Consider the following 12,278-nt stretch of genomic DNA (forward strand, 5'->3'; position numbering starts at 1 on the left):
CGTCGGTGGGGGTGGTGGGTGGGGGCACGGTGCGGCCCGCGACGGGCGACCCGGCCGCCTGCGGGCTGGCCCCGGCCGCACCGGGCGCCCTGCGCGGAGGAGACGCGGCGCACAACGCCGACGTGGTCCGCCGAGTGCTGGCGGGGGAGCCCGGCCCGGTGCGCGACGCCGTGCTCCTCAACGCCGGAGCCGCGCTGGCGGTGTACGACGCGGCGCAGGGTGGCCTCGACGACCGCCTCGCGGCCGGCCTGGACCGGGCCCGGGCCGCGGTGGACACCGGCGCCGCTGCGGACACCCTGCGGCGGTGGGTAGAGGCCACCCGCGGAGCCGGTCAGAGGTCCAGCACGTAGGACTGGCCCTCGCGGCGGAACCCCACCCGGTCGTAGTAGGGGTTGACCATGGTCTCCGGGGTGACCACCCGCGTGAAGCCCTCGCCGCGGAGCAGGCCGCTGCGCCGCCAGACGAACTCCCCGGGGGAGAAGTCCCGGAACCGCGGTGTGACGTAGTCCAGCCGGATCCGCGCCACCGCACCGTCGGCCTGCAGCAGCACCACCCCCACGGTCTCGTCCCCTCTGGTCACCAGGAACGCGTGCTCGTCGGGGGCCCCGGGGTCCCAGACGAAGTCCGGCTGGAAGTGCAGGATGTCGGCGCCGTGGACCCGCAGCACGTGACGGAGGTACTCGTCGGAGGGATCGACCTCCAGCACCTCGAAGACACGTTCGTCGTGGCGCTGGGACCAGAGCTTGACGATGAACCAGATGTTGATGCCGCTGAGGACGAGGTTCACCCCGGCCATCGGCCACACGCCGAGGATCCCGTTGTAGACCACCAGCAGCATCCCGGCGATGAGGTTGAGCACCCGGAACCTCAGCACCCGGGTCTGCAGCAGCGACACCACCAGGAGCGCGCTGCCACCCCAGCCGAGGATCTCGAGCCAGTAGTCGTGGAGCCAGGTCACTTCCGCAGACTAGCGACCCGGGCCGGCTAGCGCGCCGTGACCTGCCAGGACATCGGGGCCAGTGGGTTGCCCGCGAGGTCGGTGATGCCGCCGCTCACCCGTGCGGTGTACCGCTTGCCGACCTTGAGGTTCACGGTCGGGTTCAGGGTCGCCTTGGTGCCCACGGCGTTCAGGGTGACCCTCGCGGCCAGCGCCTTGCTCTTCCCCGCAAGGGTCAGCTTGAAGGTCCTCCCGTTGACCAGCACGACAGGCTCGGAGAACCGCACCACGAAGTTGGCGCTGCGGCGCGCGGTGCTCTGCGGGCTGTAGTCGGTCACCTTCGGCGAGGTGCCGTCCACCAGGAAGCCCCGCCAGGGGCTCGACGCCTGCACCTTCCCGGCAGCGTCCAACGAGCTCACCCGCCACTGCCAGGCGCCGTCGGCCACCGCCGCTCGCGCCGCCCAGGCCTGGGCGGGCGTGGTGACGGTCTCGGCGGAGGTGGTCGCGCCCACCAGGCGCCGCTCGAACTTGTACGACGTGGCGCCGTCGACGGCGGTCCAGGTGAACAGCGCCTCCTTCGCCGGCACCAGCACGTCCGGCGCTGGGTCCAGCAGCGTGGGGGCGGACCCGACCACCGTGAATCGGGCGGACGGGGCGGCCAGGTCCGTCCACGGACCCGGGCGTCCCTTGGCGTCGACCGGCCGGACCCGCCAGGTGTAGGGCTCAACCGCCGCCGGCAACGGAGTCGTGGGCGTGTAGGCCACCTGCTTGCTGTTGGCGGTGAGGATCCGGTTCGTGGTCGAACCGGTCGTGTCGGTGTTCTTGTACGCCTCGATGTCGTAGCTGGCGGCGTACGGCAGGGGCTGCCAGCGGAAGGGGAGTGAGCCCCCGACCTGGACGCCGTTGATCGGTGCGCTGAGCGTGACCTGCGGAGAGCTCTTGGTGAACCTGCCCACCCCGCTCCAGCTCAGGCCGTTCCCGCTGCCGTCGAGAGCCTGGACCCGCCAGTAGAGAGGGCCTTCGGGGTAGGTCTCGGCGAAGGACGTGAAGGTCGTCTGGTCCACCAGACGGTTCGCCAGCAGCGGCGCCTGGAAGGCGGTGCTGGTGGCCACCTGGACGCGGTACTGCCGGGCCTCCACCCGGGGCTGCACCGCGTGCGTGCCGTTCGGCGAGGCCGGGGGGGAGGTGGTCGGGTCCTGGGCGGTGGCCAGGTAGTCGCGCCAGGTGAAGGTGATCTCGTTGGCCTTGGACTCGTCCTGGGTGGGGGTGAGCAGCTGGACGGGCTTGGACAGCAGGTTGAAGGCGTGCCTGGCGTGCTCCGGCGCCGCGCAGACGGTCTTGGTCTTGCACGGCTGGACCGACCAGTAGTAGGCCGAGCCGGCCTGGCTGTCGGCGAGGGCGTCCACCGGGACGTACGCCGTGCCCTCGACCCGGACCGCCGGCTGGACCAGGTTGGTCATCTGCTTGTCGTTGGCCAGCCACACCAGGTAGGAGCCGGCGTCCGGGTCGGCGTCCCAACTCAGCACCGGGGTCTGGCGCAGCTCCGCGCAGGTGTCCGGAATGGCCAGGTCGCAGCTGGTCCCGGGGCTCGAGAGAGCGGTGCCCGTCAGCGCGACGTGCTGCCCCTGGACCTGCCCGAGGGGGGTGATCGTGAACGTCGAGGTGGTGGTCGAGGCACTCATCCAGACCGACCCCTGGTAGGCGTCCACCGCCCACTCGTAGTTCCCCGGCGTCAGGTGGGCCTCTGTGTCGTCCTCACCGGCGGGGAAGGCGAACCGGTCCGACAGCTCGGTCCAGCCGGCCGATCCCACCGGCCGGACCCGGATCTTGTAGCCCGTCGCGTCGGTCACCGGGCTCCAGCTCAGCGTCGGGAAGCGGGAGCTGGGCGCAGGCGGCCCGGACGGCTCGGGGGTGCTGCCCGGGGTGGCGGTTGCGGCGGCGACGGTGAAGGTCGGCTGAGCACCCTGCAGCAGACCGGCACCCAGCCGCCCGCTGGTGCTGACCGTCTGCACCTGCCAGCGGTAGGACTTGCCGACGGTCAGCAGGGCGCGGGGGGTGAACGACGTGCCGGTCGTCGTCCAGCTGCCGTCGCCGTCACCGTCGGTGACCGCGGTGATCGTCACCTTGTAGGCCTCCGCCCCCGCCACCGGGCTCCACCGCAGCGTGGGCACCGCCACGCTCGCCCCCGGAGCAGGGGAGAGCTGGCTGACCATCCCCGGGTCGTAGGTGAACCGGCCCACCTCGGCGCTGATCGCGTCGGTGACGATGTCCTTGCCCTGGTGGGTCTGTCCGGGGCCGTCGGTCGCCACCACACGCCAGTAGTACGTGCCGAGGGCGGTGGGGTAGCAGTCGGACTTCGCCCTCGGGACGAACGTCGTCTGGACGGTCGAGCAGGACCCTGCGAGGACGTTGAAGTCGCTGGTCGCGCTGATCTGCACGGTGTACTCGCTGGCCAGGTGGACCGGCGTCCACTGGTAGAAGAACGGGTCGCCGACCACCGCATCGTCGGCCGGGTACTCCAGGGACGGCTGGTCGGGCCAGTGCCGGCGGAAGGTCCAGGTCTCGACCGCGGGCCAGGCCAGCGTGTTGCCCTGGGCGTCCACGGGCTGCACCCGCCAGAAGTACTGGTCGTTGGCCAGAGTCACCGGGGGCGAGTAGCGGGTCCCGACGATGCCGGTCGCGTTGACGTCGAGGTTGGTGTCGCTGAAGTTCTGGTCCGTGCTCACCTGCAGGTTGTAGGTCTTCGCGCCCAGCACCGGCTCCCAGTCCAAGACGACGTCCTCCACGTCCGTGGAGGGGCTGTCGGCGGGCGACTGCAGGACGGGTGCGGACAGGCCGGCCACCTCGTAGTCGCCGGTCTGCGACCACTGGGTGAGGACCCCGTTGCCGAGGGTCGCGCGCACCCGCCAGTAGTACCCCTGCGCGACCTGCGGGTCGGGGACCACGAAGGCGGAGACCTTCGTCGAGTACTCGTCGTACTGCAGGGGGTCGGTGAACGCGGCGTCGGTTCCGACCTGCACCGTGTACGCCGTGGCGCCGGGCGTCGGCGACCACGAGAGCAGCGGCGGCTCGCCCGGCTGCTGGAGCACCGTCCCCGGCGAGGGGCCGACCAGCGTCGGTCCGGCGAGCGCATCACGGTCGAACGACGCGCTGGCCCACGGCCCGGTGCCGGAGTCGGCCACGGCGCGCACCCGCCAGTAGACGGTGCCGGCGTCGAGCTCCCGGTTCGGGACCGCCCGGTGGTTGATGGTCGACGTGCTCCACAGCAGGGTGTCGAAGCTGCTGGAGGCGGAGACCTCCACCGAGTAGGAGGTGGCCGTGGCCACGCGGTCCCAGGCGAGCACCGGCGTTCCGTCGACGGCCACGGAGTCCGGGGAGAGCCCGGTGGGGGCCCCGACGCCGGCCGCGCGCGCTGCGGGGCCCGACAGCCCGAGGGCGAGAAGGGTGACCAGCAGGGGCACGACCAGGGCACGCGGCCTCCGGACGGTGCGGAAGAACCCACGGGGCACGGTCGACTCCTGGTGATCCGGGACAGGACTCCCGACACGCTACGGGCCGCATCGGCCGGCCGCGGGCGAATGCGGGAAATCGCCGGGGCAGTGGTGGATCGAGCCCGCTCAGTCCATGCCCACGGAGAACGCCGACTCCAGGTCGTGGCGGGAGTAGGTGCGGAAGGCGATGTGGGTCTCGGTCTCGGTCACGCCCGCCACCTTGTTCAGCCGGTCGGCGACCACGGCGGCGACGTCCTCGTGGCGGCGCACGCGGACCAGTGCGATGAGGTCGATCTGGCCGGTGACGGAGTACACCTCGCTGACCCCTTCGAGTGCCGCGATCGCCTCGGCCACCTCGGGGATGCGGGCGACGTCGGCCTTGACGAAGACGATGGCGGTGATCATGGGGTGAGCCTAACGAAGCGGCTGGTGCACGGTGACCAGGTCACGGCGCTCGTCGAAAGGCACCAGCTCCCGGCGTGAGCGCGCCACCGCGTCGTGGACCGCCAGGTGCCGGGCCGCCCCGGCCACGGGGTACGTCCAGTCGCCCTCGACCTCGACCAGCCGGGTCCCGGGCGACTCCAGCCAGCGCAGGATCCGCTCGGACTCCTCCGCCGTGGCGGCCGGGACCGGACCGGGGCCCGGGCGCACCGACTCCGCGCCGGCGCGCAGGACCTCGACGTAGCGGTGGGCGTCGGCCCCGGGGGGGATCACCCCGGCGGCGGCGAGCCGGCCGAACCGCACGACGTGGACCCCCCAGCGGCCCAGGTCGTCACGGCGGGTGGCCACGATCTCCGGGCACCGGCTCAACGCGAGCAGCCGCTGGGTGCGGGCCGCGACCCGGACGAAGGCGGCCAGCCGGTCCCGGTGCACGCCGGCCTCCTCGAACCGGTCGTCGGCCGCCAGCGCCGCCATCGTGGTGCTCAGCGCGGTGACCACCTCGGCCGGATCGGTCGTGAGGCTGCGCCGGAGCCGGTCGACCAGGCTGGAGTACGTCGCGTCGTCGACGCTTCCGTCGCAGGGAGACAGGCAGCGGCGCATCTCGGCCAGCACGCACGGCGAACGGGACGGCTCCCGGGGCAGCCGGTCGGTGCACTGGCGCACCGGGAACGTCCCGTGCAGGGCGGCAAGGCAGCGCTCGGCCACCTTCCGGGAGGAGAACGGGCCGAGGTAGTCGGCGCCGTCGTCCAGCACCCGCCGCACCACCGAGAGCCGTGGCCAGGGCTCCCGGGTGAGCTTGACGAAGTGCGTCCTCTCCGGAAAGCGGGAGCGCCGGTTGTAGCGCGGCTTGTGCTCGGCGATGAGTCGCAGCTCGCGCACCTCGGCCTCCAGGGGCGTGGCGCAGACGATTCCGGTCACCCCGCTGGCCAGGCCGACCATCTCGCCCATGCGCGAGCGGGTCTCGGAGGCCGTGAAGTAGCTGCGGACCCGGGTCCTCAGGTCGCGAGAGGTGCCGACGTACAGCACCCGCTGCTGGTCGTCGTGGAAGAGGTAGACGCCGGGCTCGTGGGGGAGTGCTTCGGCCAGGTGGCGCTTGCGGCGCTGGGCCGACGAGACGCGCGAGGAGAAGGTCTGGAGCTCCTCCAGGGTGTGGACGCCGAGCGCGCCCACCCGCTCCAGCAGTCCGTGCAGCACGTCGACGGTGGCCCGTGCGTCCGACAGCGCGCGGTGGTTGGGGGTGGTGGTGGCGTGGAAGGTGACCGCGAGAGAGGAGAGCTTGCAGTTGGGGGCGTCCTCGCGGGTGATCACCCGCCTGGCCAGTCGCGCGGTGTCGAGCACCTCGAACGGTGGCCAGGGTCTGCCCTGCTCGGCGGCGAAGTGGCGCAGGAAGCCGATGTCGAACGGCGCGTTGTGCGCCACCAGCACCGTGCCCGCGGCGAACTCCAGGAAGGCCGGCAGCGCCACCTCGATCGGTGGGGCGTCGGCGACCATGGCGCCGGTGATGCCGGTGAGCACCGCGATGAAGGGCGGGATCGCGGTGTGCGGGTTGACCAGGGTCTGGAACTCGCCGAGCACCTCGCCGCCCCGCACCTTGACCGCGCCGATCTCGGTGATCCGCGAGCCCGCCTCGGCGGAGCCGCCGGTGGTCTCCAGGTCCACGACGCAGAAGGTGAGGTCGCGCAGCGACCGGCCCAGCTCGTCGAAGCTGCGTTGCGCCTCCCACCGGGAGGTGGTCGTGGTCGTACTGGTCACGTCGCCGACGCTAGGTGCTCGCACCGACACACCGGCGCAGGACGCGCGGAGGCCCGGCGGGTGGCCCGCCGGGGACCCGCGCTACGCGGCGCACTAGGCTCCGGGAGCGTGACGGTGCCCCTTCCCGATGCCACCCACCGCTGGCGCTGCGGCGGGTGCGGCAACCTGACCCGGTTCGACGTCACCCGGACGCGGCGGACCACCGAGTTCTGGCACTTCGACCTCGCCGGCGACCACCAGGTGGAGCAGACCGAGGTGCTGGGCGAGTCGGTCGAGGCGGTCACCTGCCGGTGGTGCGGGCGGGCGGACGCGGTCGAGCTGGTGGACCGCGCGGAGGCCGCCCCCGGCGGCTGAGCGACCCCTGCCGCCCTCCTGACCCGCCGGCGGCCTGCCCCCGGTCAGCACTGTCGGTGGCGGCTGGGAGGGTCTGCGGCATGGAGACGAGAATCGACTGCGACACCTGCGCGGTGCGAGGGCCGGCGTGCCACGACTGCGTGGTCACGGTGCTGCTCGGGCCGCCCGAGGAGCTCAGGCTCGACGACGACGCGTGCCGCGCGTTGGACGTGCTGGCCGCGGGGGGCCTGGTCCCGCCTCTGCGGATGGTGCACCCGGTCCCCGGCCCGGTGATCGAGTCCGCGTGAGCCGTGACCGGTGAGGCGGTGGGAGGGGTGGGCTCCGCCACATCCGGTCGGGTTGTGGGGGGGTGATTTGGCCGGGCCCGAGGGGCCGGGCTAGTCTCAGCCGCGGTACCCCTCGACGTGGATCACTCGGATCTGCGGGGGTGCCGCGCCGAGTTCGACGAGCGTGGTCGGGGGACGATCGCGAGTCGGAGCCGGGGACCCACGTCCTCTGGGGTGAATCACCTCCGAGCCGGCACGCCGGGGAAGAGGTGTAGGGCAGGTCGTGCCCGAATCCGTCAGCTCACCCGGTAGGCGTACGACACGCAAGGAGAAGGCCCGCTCGTGACCCACGGACGGAAGCGCCTCGTCACTGTCCTCTCCGGCGCCACTCTCGCCGCCGCCATGCTTCTCCCGGGCAGCAGCCCGACCTGGGCGGAGCCGAGCATCGACGACGTCCAGACCCGCGTCGACCGGCTCTACCACGAGGCCGAGCAGGCCTCCGAGCGCTACAACGACCTGCAGCTGGAGCTGAAGGACCTGCGCCACGACCTCACCGCCCTGCGCGCCGACGAGCAGCGTCAGCACGCACGTCTGGCGCGGGTCCAGGACCAGGTCCAGGACTCCATCATCCGGCAGTACCAGGGGGAGGGGCTCGCCACGGTGGGCGAGGTGGTCGTCTCCGACGACCCCAGCACCTTCCTCTCCCAGCTCTCTGCCATGTCGGCCTACAACGACCTCCAGGCCAGCCTCTACGGCGACTACCTCACCGAGCTGAAGGCTCTCGACATCCGGCGGGACGCCACCACGCGGCGCGCGGACCAGGTGGCGGGCGCGGAGAAGCAGGCCGCGGCCGCGAAGGCCACTGTCGACCGGGACCTCTCCGAGGCGCAGGACCTGCTGGCGAAGCTGAAGGAGGAGGAGCGGCAGGCACTGCTCTCGCGTGGAGCCGGCACCACCCGGCTGCCCTCGGACGTGCCGGCCTCGGGTCGTGCCGCCGCCGCCGTCCGCTACGCGCTGGCCCAGGTCGGTGACGCCTACGTGTACGGCGCCGCCGGCCCGTCCGCCTTCGACTGCTCCGGGCTGACCATGATGGCCTGGGCGCAGGCCGGCGTCGGTCTCCCGCACTCCTCCAGCGCCCAGTTCGGGTCCGGGCCGCACGTCTCCTCCGGTGACCTGCGTCCCGGTGACCTCGTCTTCTACTACAGCCCGATCAGCCACGTGGGCATCTACATCGGCAACGGCCTGATCGTGCACGCCGCGAACCCCGGAGCGGGGGTCCGGGTGGCCGGGGTCTTCTCGATGCCCTACTCCGGGGCGGTGCGCCCGGGCTGACCCCCGGAATAGCCGGGCTCCGCGACCCGTTCACTGGTTGACACTTCAACTAGAAGGGGCGAGTTGTGCAGTTCGGCATCTTCAGCGTCGGTGACGTGACCACCGACCCCACGACCGGTCGTACACCCACCGAGGCGGAGCGGATCTCCGCCATGCTGACCATCGCGGTGAAGGCCGAGGAGCTCGGGCTGGACGTGTTCGCCACCGGCGAGCACCACAACCCCCCGTTCGTGCCCTCCTCGCCCACCACCCTGCTCGGCTGGGTTGCGGCCAGGACCCAGCGGCTGCAGCTGTCCACCGCGACCACGCTGATCACCACCAACGACCCGGTGAAGATCGCCGAGGACTACGCGATGCTGCAGCACCTCTCCGGCGGTCGGGTGGACCTGATGATGGGTCGGGGCAACACCGGTCCCGTCTACCCGTGGTTCGGCAAGGACATCCGCGACGGCATCCCGCTGGCGGTCGAGAGCTACCACCTGCTGCGCCGTCTCTGGCGTGAGCGGGTGGTGGACTGGGAGGGTCGGTTCCGTACGCCGTTGCACGGCTTCACCGCGACTCCGGCGCCGCTCGACGACACGCCGCCGTTCGTCTGGCACGGCTCGATCCGCAGTCCTGAGATCGCCGAGCAGGCGGCGTTCTACGGGGACGGCTTCTTCCACAACAACATCTTCTGGGACCTGGCTCACACCGCTCGGATGGTGGCGCTCTACCGTGCCCGGTTCGAGCACTACGGGCACGGCCGGGCAGACCAGGCGGTGGTCGGGCTCGGTGGGCAGGTCTTCATCAGGCCCCACAGCCAGGACGCCGTGCGCGAGTTCCGGCCCTACTTCGACAACGCCCCCGTCTACGGCCACGGCCCCTCCCTCGAGGACTTCACCGCACAGACCCCACTCACCGTGGGCTCGCCCCAGCAGGTCATCGAGCGCTACCTCTCCTTCGCCGACAACGTCGGTGACTACCAGCGCCAGCTCTTCCTCGTCGACCACGCCGGCCTGCCCCTGCCGCTGGTGCTGGAGCAGATGGAGATCCTGGCCGAGCAGGTGGTCCCGGTCCTGCGGGCGGAGTTCGAGAAGCGGCGGCCGGCGCACGTGCCGAGCGACCCGCCGACCCACGCGTCCCTGGTCGCGCAGGGCCCCGGCTCCTCGCACCGCCTGGTCCGGCCCGCCGCCCAGGAGTCCGCGGCCCGGATGCTGGAGAAGGAGCGCGCATGAGCAGGCGGATCGTGGCGGTGAGCGCGGGGGTGGGCGTGCCGTCCTCGACCCGGCTGCTGACCGACCAGATCCTGGCCGCCGTGCGTACCCAGGTGGCCGCCCGCGGTGAGTCTGTGGATGTGGAGGTGGTCGAGCTGCGCGAGCTGGCCACCGACCTCGCGGCTGCGGTCAACACCGGCGGTCTCGCCTCACCGTCCCTGGCCGGCGCCTTGGCGCAGGTGTCCTCGGCGGACGGACTGGTCGCCGTGACCCCCGTCTTCTCGGCGAGCTACAGCGGCCTGTTCAAGCTGTTCTTCGACGTCGTCGACCCGCAGGCCCTGGTCGGCACGCCGGTGCTGGTCGCCGCGACCGGTGGCACGCCCCGCCACTCCCTGGTGCTCGACCACGCGCTGCGTCCGCTGTTCTCCTACTTCCGGGCCGTGGTCGTCCCGACCGGCGTGTTCGCCGCCACTGACGACTTCGGGGACGGCGCCGGAGGCGCGAGCCTCTCGGCACGGGTGGCGCAGGCGGCCGCCGAGCTGGCCGGGCTGGTCGTCACCGTCCCTTCCGCTGTCCGCGGCTTCACGCCCACGCCGGAGGACAGGGCCGGGCGGCACGACGACAGTCTGTCGCCGGAGCACGTCACTCCGTTCGCGCAGCTGCTGGACGGGTACCCGGGCTGAGGCCGCGGCCGGGGGCGGCTGGGTCCGGCTGACACAATCGTCCCCGTGGGAGGGGACGCGCGTCGGGTGGGCCTCGTGGTGGCCGTGGGCGCCGGGGTCGCCTTCGTCGCTCTCGCCGTCCTGCTGGTGCCCTGGCACGTGGTGCCCGGGGGACCGGTCACTGACGTCCCTGCGCGCTCGGTCTTCTCCGCCCGGGAGATCGCCCGCGCGGAGCAGTTCTCGCAGTGGGCTCGAGTATGGTCCTGGAGCTCGCTCGGGGTCTCTCTCCTCGTCGCGGTGATCCTCGGGTTCACCCGGCTCGGCCGGCGACTGGTCGACCGGGTGCCCGGCCCGTGGTGGGTCCGGGTCGTCGGCGGCGTGGCGCTGGTCCTGCTGGCCGGGCGGCTCGCCACCCTGCCCCTCGCTGTCGCCGCACGGGCCCACCTCCGCAACTACGGCCTGTCCACCCAGTCCTGGTCCGGCTTCGCCTCGGACCTGGCTCGCGGGCTGGCGGTGGAGATCGTCGTGACCTCGGTGGCGATGCTGGTGCTGGTCGGCTCGGCCCGTCGGTGGCGGCGGGCCTGGCCGGCGGTGGCCGGCGCGGTCCTGGGCGGGCTCGTGCTGGTCGGCTCGTTCGTCTACCCGGTCGTGGTGGAGCCGCTGTTCAACACGTTCACGCCGCTGCCACCCTCCCCCCTGCGGAGTGCTGTGCTCGACCTGGCGGAGCGCGAAGGCGTCCCCGTGCACGACGTACTGGTGGCCGACGCCTCTCGGCGGACGACCACACTCAATGCCTACGTGTCGGGCTTCGGGAGCACCCGGCGGGTGGTGCTCTACGACACGCTGGTCGAGGACCTGCCCCGGGACCAGACGCTCTCGGTGGTCGCGCACGAGCTGGCGCACGCACGGCACCGCGACGTGCTGGTGGGCTCCCTCCTGGCAGGGCTGGGGGTCGTGTTCGCGGTGGGTGTCCTCGGGCTCATGGCCGGCGGGTCGGAGCGCCGCCGCGTCCGCGACCCTCGCGTCGTCCCCTGGGTCCTCGCCCTGGTCGCCGTCGGATCGCTCCTGGCCAGTCCCGTGCAGAACCTGGTCAGTCGGCAGATCGAGACCCGAGCCGACGTGGACGCCCTGCTGACCACCCGCGACGCCGCCGCGTTCGTGGCGGTGCAGCGACAGCTGGCGCTGCGTGCAGCCAGCGACCCGACGCCGCCGGCGTGGTCGCAGCTGTGGTTCGGCAGTCACCCGACCGTGCTTCGACGGGTGGCGATCGCCGAGCGGGTGCTGCCTGCCGGGTGAGCCAGGTCGGTGTCGGGGGGAAATGGGTGATGGCCGCGGGCCGGGGCTGGTGCCCCTGGCGCGCGGCCATCGGGTGGTGCGTGTGGGTCAGCAGGTGCCGCCGGAGCCGGTGCCGCTGTTGACCGCGCCGCAGGTGTCGTTGAAGACGCCGGAGATGACGCCGCCGAAGGCGAAGACGACGGTGACGATGAGGGCGGCGATGCCGGCGATGAGCAGGCCGTACTCGACGGCGGAGGCGCCGCGCTCGTCCATCTTGGCGATGCGGGCGTTCAGCATGATGCGCAGGTAGTCGAGCATTGTGTTCTTCTCCTTGGATTCGATCCTGTTGGCAGGTGTCCCGAGGATCGCCATGGGGGGAGCGCCTCGTGAGAACAATTCTGGTCGGGAATGCTCGGGAATGTGACGGGAATTCGGTCAGAGGTGGGTAGTCACTTGTGACTACCCACCGGTGACCCGTTCTCATTCGTGGTGCAGCAGCTCGGGCCTGGGGTGTCTGGTGGTCGGGGGGAAATGGGTGATGGCCGCGGGCCGGGGCTGGTGCCCCTGGCGCGCGG

At 72.2% G+C, this 12,278-nt stretch carries 11 protein-coding genes, 1 pseudogene and 1 riboswitch; of the genes and pseudogenes, 7 read left to right on the forward strand and 5 right to left on the reverse strand.

Annotated elements, in window-relative coordinates; all coding sequences use genetic code 11:
- A pseudogene (locus tag PLP61_RS10030) lies at nucleotides 1–350 on the forward strand (anthranilate phosphoribosyltransferase); the annotation flags it as partial.
- On the opposite strand, the gene PLP61_RS10035 reads toward PLP61_RS10030, so the two are convergent.
- The 4 genes from PLP61_RS10035 to PLP61_RS10050 all read right to left on the reverse strand — a co-directional run bounded on the left by PLP61_RS10035 (nucleotide 332) and on the right by PLP61_RS10050 (nucleotide 6,621).
- Nucleotides 332–958, reverse strand: coding sequence for a hypothetical protein (locus PLP61_RS10035; RefSeq protein ID WP_324502571.1), 627 nt, complete (start codon nucleotides 956–958; stop codon nucleotides 332–334). The pseudogene PLP61_RS10030 and the gene PLP61_RS10035 sit on opposite strands and share 19 nt — an antisense overlap.
- A 26-nt stretch (nucleotides 959–984) precedes the next feature.
- Complete coding sequence (locus PLP61_RS10040) at nucleotides 985–4,446, reverse strand: Ig-like domain-containing protein (RefSeq protein ID WP_324502572.1); 3,462 nt, start codon at nucleotides 4,444–4,446, stop codon at nucleotides 985–987.
- Nucleotides 4,447–4,554: 108 nt separating this feature from the next.
- Complete coding sequence (locus PLP61_RS10045) at nucleotides 4,555–4,833, reverse strand: Lrp/AsnC family transcriptional regulator (protein ID WP_324502573.1); 279 nt, start codon at nucleotides 4,831–4,833, stop codon at nucleotides 4,555–4,557.
- Nucleotides 4,834–4,842: 9 nt separating this feature from the next.
- Nucleotides 4,843–6,621 carry a DEDD exonuclease domain-containing protein gene (locus PLP61_RS10050; RefSeq protein WP_324502574.1) on the reverse strand — a complete coding sequence of 593 codons (1,779 nt, stop codon included), beginning with the start codon at nucleotides 6,619–6,621 and terminating at the stop codon, nucleotides 4,843–4,845.
- Between the two features lie 108 nt (nucleotides 6,622–6,729).
- On the opposite strand from PLP61_RS10050, the gene PLP61_RS10055 reads away from it, so the two are divergent.
- From PLP61_RS10055 to PLP61_RS10080, 6 genes are all read left to right on the forward strand, one after another.
- Nucleotides 6,730–6,975 (forward strand): hypothetical protein, encoded by a 246-nt coding sequence (locus PLP61_RS10055; RefSeq protein ID WP_324502575.1) that lies wholly within the window; start codon nucleotides 6,730–6,732, stop codon nucleotides 6,973–6,975.
- A gap of 80 nt (nucleotides 6,976–7,055) precedes the next feature.
- Complete coding sequence (locus PLP61_RS10060) at nucleotides 7,056–7,262, forward strand: hypothetical protein (protein WP_324502576.1); 207 nt, start codon at nucleotides 7,056–7,058, stop codon at nucleotides 7,260–7,262.
- Nucleotides 7,263–7,408: 146 nt separating this feature from the next.
- Nucleotides 7,409–7,558: riboswitch (cyclic di-AMP (ydaO/yuaA leader) on the forward strand.
- 25 nt (nucleotides 7,559–7,583) lie between these two features.
- Nucleotides 7,584–8,573: a C40 family peptidase gene (locus PLP61_RS10065; protein ID WP_324502577.1), complete on the forward strand. Its 990-nt coding sequence runs from the start codon at nucleotides 7,584–7,586 to the stop codon at nucleotides 8,571–8,573.
- A 65-nt stretch (nucleotides 8,574–8,638) separates the two neighbouring features.
- Nucleotides 8,639–9,787 (forward strand): LLM class flavin-dependent oxidoreductase, encoded by a 1,149-nt coding sequence (locus PLP61_RS10070; RefSeq protein WP_324502578.1) that lies wholly within the window; start codon nucleotides 8,639–8,641, stop codon nucleotides 9,785–9,787.
- A complete protein-coding gene (locus PLP61_RS10075; protein ID WP_324502579.1) occupies nucleotides 9,784–10,449 on the forward strand; it encodes an FMN reductase in 666 nt (221 codons plus the stop codon). The genes PLP61_RS10070 and PLP61_RS10075 overlap by 4 nt, the downstream gene beginning before the upstream one ends.
- A 45-nt stretch (nucleotides 10,450–10,494) precedes the next feature.
- Nucleotides 10,495–11,724 (forward strand): M48 family metallopeptidase, encoded by a 1,230-nt coding sequence (locus PLP61_RS10080; RefSeq protein WP_324502580.1) that lies wholly within the window; start codon nucleotides 10,495–10,497, stop codon nucleotides 11,722–11,724.
- An 87-nt stretch (nucleotides 11,725–11,811) separates the two neighbouring features.
- Here the strand turns inward: PLP61_RS10080 and PLP61_RS10085 are convergent, their stop codons facing one another.
- Nucleotides 11,812–12,075 (reverse strand): Flp family type IVb pilin, encoded by a 264-nt coding sequence (locus PLP61_RS10085; protein WP_324502581.1) that lies wholly within the window; start codon nucleotides 12,073–12,075, stop codon nucleotides 11,812–11,814.
- Nucleotides 12,076–12,278: the final 203 nt, after the last annotated feature.

The organism is Nocardioides sp., assembly GCF_035429765.1.
Lineage (GTDB): Bacteria > Actinomycetota > Actinomycetes > Propionibacteriales > Nocardioidaceae > Nocardioides.